General features: G+C 57.7%; 17 protein-coding genes. All 17 read left to right on the top strand.

All coding sequences use genetic code 11. The annotated features are described in order from the left end of the window. Positions 1–49 precede the first annotated feature (49 nt). The 17 genes from mnmE (at position 50) to glmS (ending at position 17,715) form a co-directional block, all read left to right on the top strand. A complete protein-coding gene (gene mnmE / locus AC0J6G_RS16525; protein WP_475249556.1) occupies positions 50–1,417 on the top strand; it encodes a tRNA uridine-5-carboxymethylaminomethyl(34) synthesis GTPase MnmE in 1,368 nt (455 codons plus the stop codon). 663 nt (positions 1,418–2,080) lie between these two features. After that, on the top strand, positions 2,081–3,973 hold the full coding sequence (mnmG, locus tag AC0J6G_RS16520) for a tRNA uridine-5-carboxymethylaminomethyl(34) synthesis enzyme MnmG (RefSeq protein WP_475249554.1): 1,893 nt from the start codon (positions 2,081–2,083) through the stop codon (positions 3,971–3,973). Then, positions 3,973–4,620 (top strand): 16S rRNA (guanine(527)-N(7))-methyltransferase RsmG, encoded by a 648-nt coding sequence (rsmG, locus tag AC0J6G_RS16515; RefSeq protein WP_475249552.1) that lies wholly within the window; start codon positions 3,973–3,975, stop codon positions 4,618–4,620. The genes mnmG and rsmG overlap by 1 nt, the downstream gene beginning before the upstream one ends. A gap of 13 nt (positions 4,621–4,633) precedes the next feature. Then, a complete protein-coding gene (locus tag AC0J6G_RS16510) occupies positions 4,634–5,422 on the top strand; it encodes a ParA family protein (protein ID WP_475249550.1) in 789 nt (262 codons plus the stop codon). Between the two features lie 10 nt (positions 5,423–5,432). Then, positions 5,433–6,305, top strand: coding sequence for a ParB/RepB/Spo0J family partition protein (locus tag AC0J6G_RS16505; protein WP_475249548.1), 873 nt, complete (start codon positions 5,433–5,435; stop codon positions 6,303–6,305). Between the two features lie 137 nt (positions 6,306–6,442). Next, positions 6,443–6,832, top strand: a complete 390-nt coding sequence (locus AC0J6G_RS16500; RefSeq protein WP_475249546.1) for a F0F1 ATP synthase subunit I — start codon at positions 6,443–6,445, stop codon at positions 6,830–6,832. A gap of 24 nt (positions 6,833–6,856) precedes the next feature. Continuing rightward, positions 6,857–7,675: a F0F1 ATP synthase subunit A gene (gene atpB, locus AC0J6G_RS16495; RefSeq protein WP_475249544.1), complete on the top strand. Its 819-nt coding sequence runs from the start codon at positions 6,857–6,859 to the stop codon at positions 7,673–7,675. A 67-nt stretch (positions 7,676–7,742) separates the two neighbouring features. Continuing rightward, positions 7,743–7,982 carry a F0F1 ATP synthase subunit C gene (gene atpE, locus AC0J6G_RS16490; RefSeq protein WP_475249542.1) on the top strand — a complete coding sequence of 80 codons (240 nt, stop codon included), beginning with the start codon at positions 7,743–7,745 and terminating at the stop codon, positions 7,980–7,982. A 93-nt stretch (positions 7,983–8,075) separates the two neighbouring features. After that, positions 8,076–8,546 (top strand): F0F1 ATP synthase subunit B, encoded by a 471-nt coding sequence (locus AC0J6G_RS16485; protein WP_325506903.1) that lies wholly within the window; start codon positions 8,076–8,078, stop codon positions 8,544–8,546. Positions 8,547–8,558: 12 nt separating this feature from the next. Beyond that, positions 8,559–9,095, top strand: a complete 537-nt coding sequence (locus AC0J6G_RS16480; protein WP_475249540.1) for a F0F1 ATP synthase subunit delta — start codon at positions 8,559–8,561, stop codon at positions 9,093–9,095. A gap of 15 nt (positions 9,096–9,110) precedes the next feature. Then, entirely contained in the window at positions 9,111–10,655 is a 1,545-nt protein-coding gene (atpA, locus tag AC0J6G_RS16475) for a F0F1 ATP synthase subunit alpha (RefSeq protein WP_475249538.1), read from the top strand. 48 nt (positions 10,656–10,703) lie between these two features. After that, positions 10,704–11,567 (top strand): F0F1 ATP synthase subunit gamma, encoded by an 864-nt coding sequence (atpG, locus tag AC0J6G_RS16470; RefSeq protein ID WP_475249536.1) that lies wholly within the window; start codon positions 10,704–10,706, stop codon positions 11,565–11,567. A 29-nt stretch (positions 11,568–11,596) separates the two neighbouring features. Continuing rightward, positions 11,597–12,973, top strand: coding sequence for a F0F1 ATP synthase subunit beta (gene atpD, locus AC0J6G_RS16465; RefSeq protein ID WP_475249534.1), 1,377 nt, complete (start codon positions 11,597–11,599; stop codon positions 12,971–12,973). A 39-nt stretch (positions 12,974–13,012) separates the two neighbouring features. Continuing rightward, a complete protein-coding gene (locus AC0J6G_RS16460) occupies positions 13,013–13,438 on the top strand; it encodes a F0F1 ATP synthase subunit epsilon (RefSeq protein ID WP_475249532.1) in 426 nt (141 codons plus the stop codon). Between the two features lie 142 nt (positions 13,439–13,580). After that, the gene (gene glmU / locus AC0J6G_RS16455) at positions 13,581–14,945 is read left to right on the top strand and encodes a bifunctional UDP-N-acetylglucosamine diphosphorylase/glucosamine-1-phosphate N-acetyltransferase GlmU (protein ID WP_475249530.1); all 1,365 of its coding nucleotides are present in this window, start codon (positions 13,581–13,583) and stop codon (positions 14,943–14,945) included. Between the two features lie 129 nt (positions 14,946–15,074). Beyond that, a complete protein-coding gene (locus tag AC0J6G_RS16450; RefSeq protein ID WP_475249528.1) occupies positions 15,075–15,842 on the top strand; it encodes a DeoR/GlpR family DNA-binding transcription regulator in 768 nt (255 codons plus the stop codon). Positions 15,843–15,852: 10 nt separating this feature from the next. Beyond that, positions 15,853–17,715: a glutamine--fructose-6-phosphate transaminase (isomerizing) gene (gene glmS, locus AC0J6G_RS16445; RefSeq protein ID WP_475249526.1), complete on the top strand. Its 1,863-nt coding sequence runs from the start codon at positions 15,853–15,855 to the stop codon at positions 17,713–17,715. Positions 17,716–17,724: the final 9 nt, after the last annotated feature.

Raw genomic sequence — 17,724 nt, 5'->3', positions numbered from 1 at the left:
AACGCCCCTTTTCAGGGGCGTTTTGCTATGCCGTATTCAGGAGAACCGCATGCCACCTGTTGCTGAAACCATTGCTGCCGTTGCCACCGCCCAAGGCCGTGGTGGCGTGGGGATTGTTCGTGTTTCCGGGCCGCTAGCGAGCACATTGGCGCAGGCGATCTGCCAGCGTGAATTGAAACCCCGCTATGCCCATTACGGGCCATTTGTTGCCAGTGACGAACAGGTAATTGATGAAGGCCTGGCGTTGTATTTCCCTGGTCCAAACTCCTTTACTGGCGAAGATGTTCTGGAATTGCAGGGGCACGGCGGGCCGGTGGTGCTCGATTTACTGTTGCGCCGCTGTGTACAACTCGGCGCACGTTTAGCGCGACCGGGGGAGTTCAGTGAGCGCGCGTTTCTCAATGACAAACTCGACCTGGCCCAGGCTGAAGCCATTGCTGACTTGATCGAAGCCAGCTCAGAGCAGGCCGCAAGCAATGCCCTACGCTCGCTGCAAGGTGAGTTCTCGCGCCGCGTGCACGGCCTGACCGAACGCCTGATCAGCCTGCGCATCTACGTCGAAGCGGCCATCGACTTTCCCGAAGAAGAAATCGACTTCCTGGCTGACGGTCATGTGCTCAACTTGCTCGACGGTGTGCGCAGCGATCTGACAGGTGTGCTGCGCGAAGCCGGCCAAGGGGCGCTATTGCGCGATGGCATGACTGTAGTGATCGCCGGTCGGCCCAACGCGGGTAAATCCAGCCTGCTGAATGCGTTGGCGGGTCGTGAGGCGGCCATTGTCACCGAGATCGCGGGCACCACCCGTGACGTGCTGCGTGAACATATCCACATCGATGGTATGCCGTTGCACGTCGTAGACACCGCAGGCTTGCGTGACACCGAGGATCAAGTCGAGCGTATCGGTGTGCAACGTGCGCTGAAAGCGATTGGCGAAGCCGACCGGATTCTACTGGTGGTCGATGCTACAGCCCCAGAAGCCGACGACCCCTTTGCCCTCTGGCCAGAATTTCTCGACCAGCGTCCTGATCCGACCAAGGTCACTCTGATTCGCAATAAGGCCGATCTGTCTGGTGAGTCAATCGGCCTGGAAGTCTGCAATGACGCTCACGTCACCATCAGCCTGTCGGCTAAGTCCACTGAAGGGCTGGACCTGCTGCGTGAACACCTGAAAGCCTGCATGGGTTATCAACAGACCTCAGAGAGCAGCTTCAGCGCGCGCAGACGCCATCTAGAGGCACTCCGCCAAGCCGCTACTCATCTTGAGCATGGCCATGCACAACTGACCCTCGCTGGAGCCGGTGAACTGCTCGCTGAAGACCTGCGCATGGCTCAGCAGGCTCTGGGCGAAATCACCGGAGCCTTCAGTTCCGATGACCTGCTGGGGCGGATCTTTTCCAGCTTCTGCATCGGAAAGTAGTGTCTTCAGCTGCCCACAGCAGCACCGTAGGCCATCTTATCCACCGCTAACACTCATCCTCGCGCCACGTAGCCCGTCATTTCAGCCAAATCCGTGACGGGTTACAGCGCATCTCAGCGCTCCTTGTTTTCAATAGTGCCGCGCAGTGTGTTGAGCACTTTCATGCCCCGTGTCTGAAATTATTCTTTATTGCCAATCCGGTAGGCGTCCGCACGGGCTAAACATGCCCAGCCATTCATTTATTTTCACCTCTAAGCCCTGTGGAAAACCCTACCTAAGCACTGCGCATAACCCGGTGATAAAACGGGTGATAAACACCTCTGTGGATAACTACCACTTTAATCCACAGCTTGCGTACGGCAAGTAAACAGGCTGATGGCAGGATTAACACAACCTTTCAAAACTCTGTACACATTGATTTTGTTGGTCTGCAGCAATCTATCCACAGAAAAGTCATTGCTAAGTAATAAACATAAAAACAAGGCTTTATAAAAATTCATTCTTTTAATACTTATTAACCGGCTCGGTTGAACACCCTCAAAGGCAGCTGGCTATTTTTTGTGCAAAAGGCTTCTTTCACACTGGTGAAATCCCTATACTTGCCGCCTTTCCCGCTTTTCAATCCAAAAAGCCCCCCATTTCTCAACAGGCACGAGGTGCGTGGTGGATTTCCCTTCCCGTTTTCAAGTGATCGTCATCGGCGGCGGTCATGCCGGTACCGAGGCTGCACTGGCAGCTGCACGCATGGGGGTGAAAACCCTGCTGTTGACGCACAACGTGGAAACACTCGGGCAAATGAGCTGCAACCCCGCCATTGGCGGTATTGGCAAAAGCCATCTGGTCAAGGAAATCGATGCGCTGGGCGGCGCCATGGCGGAAGCCACCGACAAAGGTGGCATCCAGTTCCGTGTACTCAACAGCCGTAAAGGCCCAGCGGTTAGGGCTACGCGTGCTCAGGCGGATCGCGTGCTGTACAAAGCGGCCATACGTGAAACGCTGGAAAACCAAGCCAACCTGTGGATATTTCAGCAGGCAGCCGATGACCTGATCGTTGAAAACGACGAAGTCAAAGGCGTTGTCACCCAGATGGGTCTGCGTTTTCTCGCGGATTCCGTGGTGTTGACTACGGGCACTTTCCTCGGTGGACTTATCCACATTGGGCTGCAGAACTATTCCGGTGGCCGCGCTGGTGACCCGCCCTCGATTGCCTTGGCACAGCGCTTACGCGAGTTGCCGCTGCGCGTCGGTCGTCTGAAAACCGGTACACCCCCGCGTATTGATGGACGTTCAGTGGATTTCTCAGTGATGACTGAGCAGCCGGGCGACACCCCAACGCCGCTGATGTCTTTTCTCGGTCGCGCTGAGCAGCAGCCCCGCCAGGTCAGCTGCTGGATCACTCATACCAATGCGCGTACCCACGAAATTATCGCGGCCAACCTTGATCGCTCGCCGATGTATTCGGGTGTGATCGAAGGCGTCGGCCCGCGTTATTGCCCGTCGATCGAAGATAAAATTCACCGCTTCGCCGACAAGGACAGCCACCAGGTATTTATCGAGCCAGAAGGCCTGAATACCCATGAGCTGTACCCCAATGGCATCTCCACCTCGCTGCCGTTCGATGTGCAATTACAGATCGTGCGCAGTATTCGTGGCATGGAGAACGCGCACATCGTGCGTCCCGGTTACGCCATCGAGTACGACTACTTCGACCCGCGTGATCTCAAGTACAGCCTGGAAACCAAAGTGATCGCCGGGTTGTTCTTCGCCGGGCAGATCAACGGCACCACCGGTTACGAAGAAGCTGGTGCACAAGGTTTGTTGGCAGGCTGCAACGCTGCACTGCGCGCCCAGGGCAAAGACAGCTGGTGCCCGCGTCGCGATGAGGCGTACATCGGCGTATTGGTCGACGACCTGATTACCCTGGGTACCCAGGAGCCGTACCGTATGTTCACCTCGCGTGCCGAATACCGGCTGATCCTGCGCGAAGACAACGCGGATTTACGGTTGACCGAAAAAGGCCGCGAGCTCGGTTTGGTCGACGACGTGCGCTGGGCGGCGTTCGAAGCCAAGCGCGATGCCATCGTCCAGGAAGAGCAGCGTTTGAAAAGCACCTGGGTGCGCCCAGGTACGGCGCAGGGGGATGCGATTGCCGCACACTTCGGTACGCCGCTGACTCACGAGTACAACCTGCTTAACCTGCTGGCGCGTCCGGAAATTGATTACGCTGGGCTGATCTCAATCACCGGCGGCGGCGCGCACGACCCGCAAGTTGCCGAACAGGTCGAGATTAAGACCAAGTACGCCGGCTATATCGACCGCCAACAGGATGAAATCGCCCGGCTGCGCGCCAGTGAGGACACCAAGTTGCCAGTCGATATCGACTATGCGGGGATTTCCGGCTTGTCCAAGGAAATTCAGCACAAGCTCGGCAACACACGCCCAGAAACCCTCGGACAAGCCTCGCGGATTCCGGGCGTTACCCCAGCGGCGATTTCTTTGCTGCTCATCCACTTGAAAAAACGCACTGCCGGTCAGCAGTTGGAGCACAGCGCCTGATGTCGTTGGTTACCCCACGTCACGCCGAAGAACTGCGTGAAGGTGCCCGTGAATTGGGCGTCGATCTCAGCACCCAGCAGCACGAACAACTGCTCGCCTACTTGGCCCTGTTGATCAAGTGGAACAAGGCTTACAACCTGACCGCTGTGCGTAACCCGGACGAGATGGTTTCCCGTCACCTGCTCGACAGCCTCTCAGTGGTGCCTTTCGTCACCGAGGCTGGGGATAACTGGCTGGACGTCGGCAGCGGCGGCGGTATGCCAGGGATTCCTTTGGCCATTCTGTTTCCCGAGCGGCAGTTCACCTTGCTTGACTCCAACGGTAAGAAAACCCGCTTTCTGACTCAGGTTAAGTTAGAGCTGGGCCTCGCCAACCTGCAAGTTATCCACAGCCGTGTTGAAGCCTTCACCCCAGCCGAGCCATTCAACGGTATCTGCTCGCGAGCGTTCAGTTCCCTGGAAGACTTCAGTAACTGGACTCGCCATTTGGGTGACAGCACGACTCAGTGGCTGGCGATGAAAGGCGTGCACCCGGATGACGAACTGCAGGCCTTGCCTGCGGACTTTCGGCTCACCGCCACCCATGTACTCAAGGTTCCCGGTTGCCAAGGTCAGCGCCATCTGCTGATACTGCGGCGCTCGGTTTAGGGGAAACAGCAGCATGGCTAAGGTATTCGCAATCGCTAACCAGAAAGGCGGTGTGGGTAAAACCACCACGTGCATCAATCTGGCAGCGTCGTTGGTGGCAACCAAGCGCCGCGTATTGCTGATCGACCTCGATCCACAGGGCAACGCCACCATGGGCAGTGGTGTGGATAAGCATGCGCTGGAGCATTCGGTTTACGACCTGTTGATCGGTGAATGCAACCTGGTTGATGCCATGCAGTACTCCGAGCATGGCGGTTATCAACTGCTGCCGGCCAACCGCGACCTGACCGCCGCCGAAGTGTCGCTGTTGGAAATGAAAATGAAGGAAAGCCGGTTGCGTAATGCACTGGCGCCAATTCGCGAGAATTACGATTACATCCTCATCGACTGTCCGCCGGCGCTGTCGATGCTCACCATCAACGCCTTGGTCGCCGCAGATGGCGTGATTATTCCCATGCAGTGCGAGTACTTCGCATTGGAAGGGCTGAGTGATCTGGTCAACAGCATCCAGCGCATTGCCAAGCTGTTGAACCCGAGCCTGAAAATCGAAGGCCTATTGCGTACCATGTACGACCCGCGAATTAGCCTGACCAACGACGTTTCGGCGCAGCTCAAGCAGCATTTCCCAGACCAGCTCTACGACGTGGTCATCCCGCGTAACGTGCGCTTGGCCGAGGCCCCCAGCTTTGGTATGCCTGCGCTGGTGTACGACAAGCAATCGCGTGGGGCCATCGCCTATTTGGCCCTGGCCGGCGAATTGGTCCGTCGCCAGCGTGTTAACGCCCGCACCGCAACCGCATAAGGAAATTCCCATGGCTGTAAAAAAACGAGGACTCGGACGCGGTCTGGATGCGCTATTGGGCGGCTCCAGTGTCAGCGCTCTGCAGGAAGAGGCCGCGCACGTCGACAGCCGGGAACTGCAATACGTGCCGTTGGATTTAATCCAGCGCGGCAAATACCAGCCGCGTCGTGATATGGATTCGACCGCGCTCGAAGAGCTGGCCCATTCGATCAGGGCGCATGGCGTGATGCAGCCGATTGTGGTGCGGCCAATCGGCGAAGGCCGTTTTGAGATTGTCGCCGGTGAGCGCCGTTGGCGCGCGAGCCAGCAAGCTGGTCTGGATAAAATTCCGGCCATGGTCCGCGAGCTTGCTGATGAATCCGCTATTGCGATGGCGCTGATCGAAAATATTCAGCGCGAAGACCTCAACCCCATCGAAGAAGCCATGGCCCTGCAGCGGTTGCAGCAGGAGTTCCAGCTGACTCAACAGCAGGTTGCCGATGCTGTGGGTAAGTCGCGGGTGACCATCAGCAACTTACTGCGCCTGATTGCCCTGCCGGAAGAAATCAAGATCCTGCTGTCCCATGGTGATCTGGAAATGGGCCACGCCCGTGCGCTGCTTGGTTTGCCTGCCGAACAGCAGACTGAAGGTGCGCGACATGTTGTCGCACGCGGGCTGACCGTGCGCCAGACCGAGGCGCTGGTGCGTCAGTGGTTGAACAGCAAAGACAAGCCAGCCGCTGAGGTCAAGGCGGACCCGGACATTATCCGCCTGGAACAGCGACTGGCCGAGCGGCTGGGCTCGCCCGTGCAGATTAAGCACGGGCAAAAAGGTAAAGGTCAGCTGGTGATCAGCTACAGCTCTCTGGATGAACTGCAGGGTGTGCTTGCTCACATTCGCTGAAACAATTGTTTATGTAGTATTGCCCATCCGCGCACTACAGCAGGTTGATCGGTAACAGAGCTGCACCTATACTCGCCGCGCTGTTTTTATGCTTCAAGTTGGTTAATTTTAGCAGCTTGAATCGGAGTGTTGCTGGTTTGGCTATTCGCAATAAAACGCCGTATACCCAGCAACCCGGATTCCCTGTTCTGCTTGCGCAGGCAAGTGTGTGTCTGCTGGTTGCCCTGCTCTTTTTTCTGGGTAAAGGGGTAACCGCCGGTTACTCGGCACTATTGGGCGGCATGATTGCCCTGTTGCCGAATGCGTTTTTTGCGTACAAAGCCTTTCGTTACTTTGGTGCGCGTTCGGCTAAAGACATTGTCCTGTCCATCTGGTCGGGGGCAATGGGTAAATGGATTCTTACAGCAGTGCTGTTTGCGCTGGTGTTTGTGGGCATCGGTCAGTTGGATATTGCGGCGTTGTTCGTCGCCTACCTGCTGGCTGTGGCGGTAGCCGCTAGCGCTCCACTACTGATAAAAAATTTCTGAAGCATTAGAGCGTTTGAGGCGTTTATGGCAAACACCCCGGCAGAGTACATCCAGCATCACTTGCAAAACCTGGTCTATGGCGAACATCCGGAGAAGGGCTGGATTTTGGCTCAGACCCCTGAAGATGTTGCGCAAATGGGCTTTTGGGCCGTTCACGTAGACACCATGGGTTGGTCGGTGTTTATGGGGCTGATTTTCCTCGCCTTCTTCCGCATGGCGGCCACCAAGGCCACCACCGGTATTCCGGGCGGTCTGCAGAACGTTGCGGAAATGTGCATCGAATTCGTCCAGGGCATCGTCAAGGACACTTTCCACGGCCGCAACTCGTTGGTTGCTCCGCTGGCTCTGACGATCTTCATCTGGGTTCTGTTGATGAACAGCCTGAAGTGGATCCCGGTTGACTACATACCGGGTCTGGCTCATGCGCTGGGTCTTGAGTACTTCAAGATCGTTCCAACTGCAGATCCAAACGGCACCTTCGGCATCGCCCTGGGTGTGTTCATCCTGATCATTTTCTACAGCATCAAGGTCAAGGGTATCGGTGGTTTTACCAAGGAGCTGTCGTTTACTCCGTTTAACCACTGGGCATTGATTCCCTTCAACCTGTTTCTCGAAATCATCGGCCTGCTGACTAAGCCTTTGAGCTTGGCTCTGCGTCTGTTCGGCAACATGTATGCCGGCGAAGTGGTGTTCATCCTGATCGCGCTGTTGCCCTTCTATCTGCAATTCGGGCTCAACGTGCCATGGGCGATCTTCCACATTCTGGTGATCCCGCTGCAGGCCTTTATTTTCATGGTGCTGACGGTGGTGTATCTAAGTGCTGCGCACGAAGATCATCATTGATAGCAACTTGATGCCAGTAACCTGTTCAACAAAAAACCTTAACTTCTGAAACTCCGGAGCTTTATTTATGGAACTCGTCTATATCGCTGCTGCCCTCATGATCGGTCTGGGTGCACTGGGCACTGGCATCGGTTTCGCCCTGCTGGGCGGCAAGCTGCTTGAATCCACCGCGCGTCAGCCTGAGCTGGGTCCAATGCTGCAAACCAAGACCTTCCTGATGGCTGGTCTGCTCGACGCCGTACCAATGATCGGTGTTGGTATCGCGATGTACCTGATCTTCGTTGTTGCTCCGGCTGCTGGTGCTTAATCACTTTCCAGTGTGATGCGGGATTCGCCTTGGTGGGTCCCCATAGCTGTGAAATTGACACCGCTCATACGAGATAGCACGAGGTAAATCGCTGTGAACATAAACCTGACCCTGTTCGGTCAAACGATTTCCTTCGCTATTTTCGTCTGGTTTTGCATGAAGTTCGTATGGCCGCCGCTGACCAGCGCCATGCAAGAACGCCAGAAGAAAATCGCCGAAGGTCTGGATGCTGCAGGACGCGCTGAGCGTGATCTGCATCTTGCCCAGGAACGCGCTGCTCAATTACTGCGTGAAAGTAAAGAGCAGGCCAGCGCAATCATCGACCGTGCGAATAAAACCGCTAATTCGATTGTTGAAGAAGCCAAGACCCAGGCTCGCACTGAAGGTGAGAAGTTGATTGCCGGTGCCAAAGCCGAAATCGATCTGGAAGTGAACCGTGCCAAGGATCAACTGCGTGCTCAAGTGGCGGTTCTTGCCGTTGCCGGTGCCGAGAAGATTCTCGAGTCTTCGATAGACGGCGCAGCACACAATGATTTGGTCGCAAAACTGGCCTCACAACTCTAAGCGAGGCAAGCGATGATCAATACCATTACGCTTGGCCGGCCTTACGCTAAAGCCGCTTTTGAGTTCGCCAGCAGTGCCGGTCAGGCTGATGCCTGGTTGGCGATGTTGTCTTTTTCCGCTGCCGCCGTGCAGACCCCGGAAGTAGCACAGCAACTGGCTAATCCAGCGCTGACCAGCGAGCAGAAAGTCAAGATGCTGACTCAGGTGTGCAGTGGCCACGTTGATGACACGTTCATCAGCTACCTCGCCACCCTGAGCAGCAACGATCGTCTGTCGCTACTTCCGGTCATACTTGAGCAATTCACCGTTTTGAAAGCTGAAGCTGAAAGCACCCTCGACGTTGAGGTGCAAACAGCCTTCGAGCTCAGCGCGGAACAACTACAAACCCTGGCTGCCGCGCTTTCCAAGCGGCTTGCTCGAACTGTCCAACCCAAGCCGGTTGTCAATGCTGCCCTTATTGGCGGTTTGTTGATCCGCGCAGGTGACCTGGTCATCGACAGTTCGGTACGCGGCAAATTGAACAAGCTGGCCGAAGCGTTGAAATCCTGATTTGAGGGAACTGGCATGCAGCAACTGAATCCTTCCGAAATTAGCGAAATCATCAAGCAGCGCATTGGCGCGCTGGATGTGACCGCTCAAGCCCGTAATGAAGGCACCATCGTCAGCGTTTCCGACGGTATCGTGCGCATTTACGGCCTCGCCGACGTGATGTACGGCGAAATGATCGAATTCCCTGGTGGCGTTTTCGGTATGGCCCTGAACCTGGAGCAAGACTCCGTCGGTGCAGTCGTACTGGGCGCGTACACCACGCTCGCCGAAGGCATGAGCGCCAAGTGCACCGGTCGCATCCTCGAAGTTCCGGTTGGTCCGGAACTGTTGGGCCGCGTTGTCGATGCTCTGGGTAACCCGGTTGATGGTAAAGGCCCGCTGAACAACGTCGCTACCGACGCTGTTGAAAAGGTTGCACCAGGCGTGATCTGGCGTAAGTCGGTCGACCAGCCGGTGCAAACCGGTTACAAGTCGGTTGACGCCATGATCCCGGTTGGCCGTGGCCAGCGTGAGCTGATCATCGGTGACCGTCAGATCGGTAAAACCGCTCTGGCCATCGATGCCATCATCAACCAGAAGAACAGCGGCATTAAGTGCGTCTACGTCGCCATCGGTCAGAAGCAATCGACCATCGCCAACGTGGTACGCAAGCTGGAAGAAAACGGTGCGCTGGCTAACACCATCGTTGTCGCGGCTTCTGCGTCCGAATCCGCTGCGCTGCAGTTCATTGCACCGTACGCCGGTTGCACCATGGGCGAATACTTCCGTGACCGCGGCGAAGACGCGCTGATCGTGTATGACGATCTGTCCAAGCAAGCAGTGGCTTACCGCCAGATTTCCCTGCTGCTGCGCCGTCCGCCAGGCCGTGAAGCCTACCCAGGCGACGTGTTCTATCTCCACAGCCGTCTGCTGGAGCGCGCTTCCCGCGTTTCCGAAGAGTACGTTGAGAAGTTCACCAATGGCGCTGTGACCGGCAAAACCGGTTCCCTGACCGCGCTGCCGATCATCGAAACCCAGGCTGGCGACGTTTCCGCGTTCGTTCCGACCAACGTGATTTCCATCACCGACGGTCAGATCTTCCTGGAATCGGCCATGTTCAACTCGGGTATCCGTCCTGCGGTCAACGCCGGTATTTCGGTATCCCGCGTAGGTGGTGCTGCTCAGACCAAGATCATCAAGAAGCTCTCCGGTGGTATCCGTACCGCTCTGGCTCAGTACCGTGAACTGGCAGCATTCGCCCAGTTCGCTTCTGACCTGGACGAAGCCACCCGTAAGCAGCTTGAGCACGGTCAGCGCGTTACCGAGCTGATGAAGCAGAAGCAGTACGAACCTATGTCCATCGCGCAAATGTCGGTATCGCTGTACGCCGCTGAGCGTGGCTTCCTGACCGACGTGGACGTGAAGAAGGTAGGTGCCTTCGAAGCGGCGCTGCTTGCCTACTTCAACCGTGATCACGCCGATCTGATGGCGAAGATCAACGAGAAGGGTGACTTCAACGACGAAATCGATTCTGGCCTCAAAGCCGGTATCGAGAAGTTCAAAGCCACCCAAACCTGGTAACCGCAGCGGGGGCTTATGCCCCCGCCTGCTTGAACCAAAAGGTGTGAAATGGCAGGCGCAAAAGAGATTCGCAGTAAGATCGCGAGCATCAAAAGCACGCAGAAGATCACCAGCGCCATGGAAAAAGTGGCGGTCAGCAAGATGCGCAGAGCTCAATCGCGCATGGCTTCTGGTCGTCCGTATGCCGATCGTATCCGTCAGGTTATTGGCCATTTGGCCCATGCCAACCCGGAATACCGCCACCCGTTTATGGTGGAGCGCGAAGTTAAGCGCGTCGGCTACATCGTGGTCTCGAGTGACCGTGGTCTGTGTGGTGGCTTGAACATCAACCTGTTCAAGGCACTGCTGAAAAGCATGGCCGAATGGCGTGATGCCAAGGTCGAAGCAGACTTCTGTGTTGTGGGCGGCAAGGGCGCGAGCTTCTTCCGCAGCTACGGCGGTAATGTGGTTGCAGCCATTAGCAAGCTGGGTGAAGAGCCTTCACTCAACGACCTGATTGGCAGTGTAAAGGTCATGCTCGACGCATATAGCGACGGCCGAATTGATCGCCTGTATCTGGTGTCGAATAAATTCGTCAACACCATGACGCAGAAACCGGAAGTGCAGCAATTGCTGCCGCTGGCCGCGACCGAAGAAGAAGGCGTGCAGAAAGGGCTGTGGGATTACCTCTACGAGCCTGATGCACAGTCGCTGCTTGATAGCCTGATGGTTCGCTTTATCGAATCGCAGGTGTATCAGTCCGTGTTGGAAAACAACGCGTGCGAACAAGCGGCCCGGATGATCGCGATGAAGAATGCTACCGACAACGCCGGTGACCTGATCAGTGGTTTGCAACTGGTCTACAACAAGGCGCGTCAGGCAGCGATCACCCAGGAAATTTCGGAAATCGTCGGCGGCGCTGCCGCGGTTTAAGAACGGTTCAAATATTCGAGGAACCAAAGATGAGTAGCGGACGTATCGTTCAAATCATCGGCGCCGTTATCGACGTGGAATTTCCGCGTGATCAAGTGCCGAATATTTATGAAGCGCTGAAAGTAGTCGGCGCTGAAACCACCCTCGAAGTTCAGCAGCAGCTGGGCGACGGCGTGGTACGTACCATTGCGATGGGTTCGACCGAAGGCCTCAAGCGTGGCCTGAACGTCGACAGCACCGGTGCAGTCATCCAGGTACCGGTTGGGGTGAAAACCCTGGGCCGCATCATGGACGTACTGGGCAACCCAATCGACGAAGCCGGCCCAATTGGCGAAGAAGAGCGTTGGGGCATTCACCGCCCAGCACCTTCCTACGCTGAACAGTCGAGCTCCAACGAACTGCTGGAAACTGGCATCAAGGTTATCGACCTGGTTTGCCCGTTCGCCAAGGGCGGTAAAGTCGGTCTGTTCGGTGGTGCCGGTGTAGGCAAAACCGTAAACATGATGGAACTGATCCGTAACATCGCCATCGAGCACAGCGGTTATTCCGTGTTCGCCGGTGTGGGTGAGCGTACTCGTGAGGGTAACGACTTCTACCACGAGATGAAGGACTCCAACGTTCTCGATAAGGTAGCCCTGGTTTACGGTCAGATGAACGAGCCACCAGGCAACCGTCTGCGCGTAGCACTGACCGGCCTGACCATGGCTGAGAAGTTCCGCGACGAAGGTCGTGACGTACTGTTGTTCGTTGACAACATCTACCGTTACACCCTGGCCGGTACCGAAGTATCCGCACTGCTCGGCCGTATGCCGTCGGCAGTAGGTTATCAGCCGACTCTGGCCGAAGAGATGGGCGTTCTGCAAGAGCGTATTACGTCGACAAAGACCGGTTCGATCACCTCGATCCAGGCCGTATACGTACCTGCGGACGACCTGACCGACCCAAGTCCGGCGACCACCTTCGCCCACTTGGACGCCACCGTCGTACTGTCCCGTGACATCGCTTCCCTGGGTATCTACCCAGCGGTTGATCCACTCGACTCGACGTCGCGTCAGCTGGATCCGCTGGTTATCGGCCAGGAGCACTACGACACCGCTCGCGGCGTTCAGTACGTGCTGCAGCGTTACAAAGAGCTGAAGGACATCATCGCGATCCTCGGTATGGACGAGCTGTCTGAAGAAGACAAGCTGCTGGTATCCCGTGCTCGTAAGATTCAGCGCTTCCTGTCCCAGCCGTTCTTCGTGGCTGAAGTATTTACCGGCTCGCCGGGTAAGTACGTCTCCCTGAAGGACACCATCGCTGGTTTCAGCGGCATTCTTAACGGCGACTATGACCACCTGCCAGAGCAGGCGTTCTACATGGTTGGCGGTATCGAAGAAGCCGTCGAAAAAGCCAAGAAGCTGTAATCGGTGCGCCCGGCAACGGGCGCTCACGTGAGGTTAGATATGGCCATGACAGTCCATTGCGATATCGTCAGTGCGGAGGGGGAAATCTTCTCCGGCCTGGTGGAAATGGTGATCGCACACGGCAACTTGGGCGACCTGGGTATTGCACCCGGTCACGCGCCTCTGTTGACCGACCTCAAGCCAGGTCCCATCCGCTTGATCAAGCTGGGTGGCCAGACTGAGGTGTTTTACATCTCTGGCGGCTTCCTCGAAGTTCAGCCGCACATGGTGAAGGTTCTCGCCGACACTGTGCAGCGTGCTGCCGATATCGATGAAGCGGCTGCTCAGGAGGCTCTCAAGGCCGCCGAGCGTGCACTGCACGAGAAAGGCGCGGAGTTTGACTACGGTTCCGCAGCCGCTCACCTGGCTGAGGTTGCGGCTCAGCTGCGTACCGTTCAGCAGTTGCGCAAGAAGTTCGGCGGTTAACTCCGCCGCTTCATCGCCAACGAGTAAAAGGGTAGCCTTGGCTACCCTTTTTCTTTGCCTGTGATTTAGCAGGTAACCCGGATGTAATCCGGGACGATCATCCCCGGATTGCATCCGGGCTACTTAATAGGATCTGCCCTTTATGTCGCTCGATATCGTTATCCTCGCCGCCGGCCAAGGCACTCGCATGCGTTCCGCTTTGCCGAAAGTGCTGCACCCGGTGGCTGGCAAAACCATGCTTGGTCATGTAATCGATACGGCTCGTCTGCTTAAACCGCAAGGCATTCATGTGGTAATCGGCCATGGCGCGGAACTGGTGCGTGAGCGCCTGGCGGCGGATGACCTGAATTTCGTGCTGCAGAGCGAGCAACTGGGCACCGGTCATGCCGTAGCTCAGGCATTGCCGGCCTTGAGCGCCGAGCGCGTGCTGATTCTTTATGGTGATGTGCCGCTGATCGAAGTGGAAACCCTGCAGCGCCTGCTGCAAAAGGTCAGCGAGCAGCAGCTGGGATTGCTCACGGTCAATCTGAATGATCCGACTGGTTACGGCCGCATCGTTCGCGATACTGCGGGCGTAGTGAAAGCCATTGTTGAACACAAAGACGCCAGCGCCGAGCAGCGTCTGATCAGTGAAGGCAACACCGGCATCCTCGCCGTACCGGGGAAAAAGCTGGGCGACTGGCTTGGCCGCTTGTCCAACAGCAACGCCCAGGGCGAGTACTACCTGACGGACGTGATCGCCATGGCGGCAGCCGATGGCCTGGTGGTCGCCACTGAGCAGGCGGCTGACGAGATGGAAGTGTTGGGCGCCAACGACCGCATCCAGCTTTCGCAGCTGGAGCGCCACTATCAGTACCGCGCCGCGCGCCGGTTGATGGTGCAGGGCGTCACTCTGATCGACCCAGCGCGTTTCGACCTGCGCGGCGAAGTCACGGTGGGCCGCGATGTATCGATCGATATCAACGTGATCCTCGAAGGCCAGGTGGTCATCGAAGACGGCGTGCAGATCGGGCCGAACTGCGTGATCAAAAACTCGATCCTGCGCAAAGGTGCCATCATCAAAGCCAACAGCCATCTGGAAGGTGCCGAAATGGGCGAGGGCGCCGATTGTGGTCCGTTCGCGCGTCTGCGTCCGGGTTCAGTGCTGGGCGCTAAGGCCCATGTGGGTAACTTCGTCGAACTGAAGAACGCCAAGCTGGGTGAAGGCGCCAAGGCTGGGCACTTGAGCTACCTGGGCGACGCCGAGATTGGTGCGCGTACCAACATCGGTGCCGGCACGATCACCTGCAACTACGACGGTGCCAACAAGTTCAAAACCGTGCTCGGCGAGGACGTGTTTATCGGCTCCAACAGCGCCCTGGTCGCCCCGGTGACGTTGGGTTACCGCGCCACCACAGGCGCCGGTTCGGTGATTACCGGCGATGTGCCGGATAACACCCTGGCCGTCGGCCGTGCCAAGCAGCGCAATATCGAAGGCTGGAAGCGCCCGGTGAAAATCAGCAAATAAGCGCTGTGTAACGGGCGCTGAGCCGCAAAGCAAAAGGCAGCCAGAGCTGCCTTTTGTCGTTTTCAGGCTTGACGCAAAAGCTTCGTTAGGTTTTGATTCGCACCGCTAACTTTCGAATCGAAACCTTTAATGTCGAAACGCAACACGCCGCAACGCCGTCACACCATTCTTGCCCTGCTCGCCGAGCAAGGCGAGGTGAGTGTGGATGAGTTGTCGAAAGCCTTCGCCACCTCGGAAGTGACCATTCGCAAAGACCTCGCCGCCCTGGAAAAAAGCGGCCTGCTGTTGCGCCGTTACGGCGGTGCGGTGCCCATGCCGCAGGAGCTGATCAGCGATAGCCAGCCGATCTCCCAGTACAAGCAGGCCATCGCCCGCGCCGGTGTGGCGCGCATTCGTGAACATGCGCGGATCATTATCGACAGCGGCACCACCACCGCGGCGATGATCCCGCAACTCGGCCACAAGCCCGGCCTGGTGGTGATGACCAACTCGCTCAACGTGGCCCGCGCCATCAGCGAGCTGGAGCACGAGCCGGTGCTGCTGATGACTGGCGGCACCTGGGACCCGCATTCCGAGTCATTCCAGGGCCAGGTCGCCGAGCAGGTGCTGCGCTCTTACGACTTCGACCAACTGTTTATTGGCGCCGATGGCATCGACCTGAATCGTGGCACCACCACCTTCAATGAATTGCTCGGGCTTAGCCGGGTGATGGCCGATGTGGCCCGCGAAGTGGTGGTGATGGTCGAGAGCGACAAGATCGGCCGCAAGATTCCCAACCTGGAGCTGCCCTGGAGCGGCATCCATACCCTGATAACCGACGAACGCCTCAGCCCTGAGGCGCGTGAACAATTGACTGCGCGCGGCATCAAGCTGATCTGCGCTGCTGTTGAAGCTTAAGGAGAAGACTATGTGCGGCATCGTAGGCGCAGTCGCCGAACGCAACATCACCGCTGTGCTGGTGGAGGGCCTCAAGCGCCTGGAATACCGCGGCTATGACAGCGCCGGGGTGGCGCTGCTGACCGAGCAGGGCACGCTCGAGCGCCGTCGCCGCGTGGGCAAGGTCAGCGAGCTGCAGGTTGCCCTGCAGGCCGAGCCCCTGGCCGGGCGCTTGGGCATTGCCCACACCCGCTGGGCCACCCATGGTGCGCCGAGTGAGCGCAACGCTCACCCGCACTTTTCTGGTAAAGAGCCGGGCCAGGAGCTGGCGGTGGTGCACAACGGCATTATCGAAAACCATGAAGAACTGCGTGAACAGCTCAAGGGCCTGGGCTATGTGTTCAGTTCCGACACAGACACCGAAGTGATCGTGCACCTGCTCAATCACACCTTGAAAACCCAGCCAGACCTCACCGCCGCGCTGAAACAGGCAGTCAAGCAGCTGCACGGCGCCTATGGCCTTGCGGTGATCAGCAGCAAGCAACCGGATCGTCTGCTCGCCGCCCGCAGCGGCAGCCCACTGGTGATCGGCTTAGGGCTCGGCGAGAACTTCCTGGCGTCCGATCAGTTGGCCCTGCGCCAGGTCACCGACCGCTTTATTTACCTGGAAGAAGGCGATATCGCCGAGATCAAGCGTGACAGCGTGCAGATCTGGACGGTCGATGGCCAGCCAGTGGAGCGCGAAAGTGTGCAATACCACGAAGGGGCGGAAGCCGCCGACAAGGGCGAGTATCGCCACTTTATGCTCAAGGAAATTCATGAGCAGCCCAAGGTCGTGCAGCGCACCCTGGAAGGCCGTTTGGGTTCTGACCACGTGCTGGTTCAGGCTTTCGGTCCGCAAGCCGCTGAGCTGTTCGCCAAGGTGCGCAACGTGCAGATCGTTGCCTGCGGCACCAGTTACCACGCCGGTATGGTCGCCCGTTACTGGCTGGAAGGCCTGGCTGGGATTCCTTGCCAGATCGAAGTGGCCAGCGAGTTCCGCTACCGCAAGGTGGTGGTGCAGCCGGATACCCTGTTTGTCAGCATCTCCCAGTCCGGCGAAACCGCCGACACCCTGGCCGCGCTGCGCAATGCCAAAGAGCATGCGCCTGGCCAGGGCGGCTACCTGGCCAGCCTGGCGATCTGCAACGTCGGTATCAGCTCGCTGGTGCGCGAATCCGACCTCACCCTGCTGACCCAGGCCGGCCCGGAAATCGGCGTGGCTTCAACCAAGGCCTTCACCACCCAGCTGGTCGCGCTGATGCTGCTGACCCTGTCCCTTGGCCAGGTGCGTGGCACGCTGGATAAAGGTCTGGAAGCCGAGCTAGTCGATGAACTACGCCGCTTGCCGACCCGTCTGGGCGAAGCCCTGGCCATGGACAGTGTGGTGGAGAAGGTCTCCGAACTGTTCGCCGAGAAGCACCACAGCCTGTTCCTCGGCCGTGGCGCGCAGTACCCGGTGGCAATGGAAGGTGCGCTCAAGCTTAAGGAAATTTCCTATATCCACGCCGAAGCCTACCCGGCTGGTGAGCTCAAGCACGGCCCGCTGGCCCTGGTCGACAGCGATATGCCGGTGGTCACCGTGGCGCCGAACAACGAGCTGCTGGAAAAGCTCAAATCCAACCTGCAGGAAGTGCGCGCCCGTGGCGGTGAGCTGGTGGTGTTTGCCGATGAGCAAGCCGGCATGAGCAATGGCGAGGGTACCCACGTGGTGAACATGCCGCATATCCACGACGCCCTGGCGCCAATCCTATACACCATTCCGCTACAGTTGCTGTCTTATTACGTAGCAGTGCTCAAAGGCACCGACGTCGACCAGCCACGCAACCTGGCTAAGAGCGTAACGGTTGAGTAAGCAGGGGCG

The sequence above is a fragment of the Pseudomonas sp. TS_SC_3 genome (assembly GCF_056156225.1).
This window is presented reverse-complemented; position numbering and strand designations above follow the sequence as displayed.

Bases quoted from the DNA above. Each gene is read 5' to 3' on its own strand.
- mnmE (WP_475249556.1), top strand. From the start codon at position 50: ATGCCACCTGTTGCTGAAACCATTGCTGCCGTTGCCACCGCCCAAGGC.
- rsmG (WP_475249552.1), top strand. From the start codon at position 3,973: ATGTCGTTGGTTACCCCACGTCACGCCGAAGAACTGCGTGAAGGTGCC.
- AC0J6G_RS16510 (WP_475249550.1), top strand. From the start codon at position 4,634: ATGGCTAAGGTATTCGCAATCGCTAACCAGAAAGGCGGTGTGGGTAAA.
- AC0J6G_RS16505 (WP_475249548.1), top strand. From the start codon at position 5,433: ATGGCTGTAAAAAAACGAGGACTCGGACGCGGTCTGGATGCGCTATTG.
- atpB (WP_475249544.1), top strand. From the start codon at position 6,857: ATGGCAAACACCCCGGCAGAGTACATCCAGCATCACTTGCAAAACCTG.
- atpE (WP_475249542.1), top strand. From the start codon at position 7,743: ATGGAACTCGTCTATATCGCTGCTGCCCTCATGATCGGTCTGGGTGCA.
- AC0J6G_RS16480 (WP_475249540.1), top strand. From the start codon at position 8,559: ATGATCAATACCATTACGCTTGGCCGGCCTTACGCTAAAGCCGCTTTT.
- atpA (WP_475249538.1), top strand. From the start codon at position 9,111: ATGCAGCAACTGAATCCTTCCGAAATTAGCGAAATCATCAAGCAGCGC.
- atpG (WP_475249536.1), top strand. From the start codon at position 10,704: ATGGCAGGCGCAAAAGAGATTCGCAGTAAGATCGCGAGCATCAAAAGC.
- atpD (WP_475249534.1), top strand. From the start codon at position 11,597: ATGAGTAGCGGACGTATCGTTCAAATCATCGGCGCCGTTATCGACGTG.
- AC0J6G_RS16460 (WP_475249532.1), top strand. From the start codon at position 13,013: ATGGCCATGACAGTCCATTGCGATATCGTCAGTGCGGAGGGGGAAATC.
- glmU (WP_475249530.1), top strand. From the start codon at position 13,581: ATGTCGCTCGATATCGTTATCCTCGCCGCCGGCCAAGGCACTCGCATG.
- AC0J6G_RS16450 (WP_475249528.1), top strand. From the start codon at position 15,075: ATGTCGAAACGCAACACGCCGCAACGCCGTCACACCATTCTTGCCCTG.
- glmS (WP_475249526.1), top strand. From the start codon at position 15,853: ATGTGCGGCATCGTAGGCGCAGTCGCCGAACGCAACATCACCGCTGTG.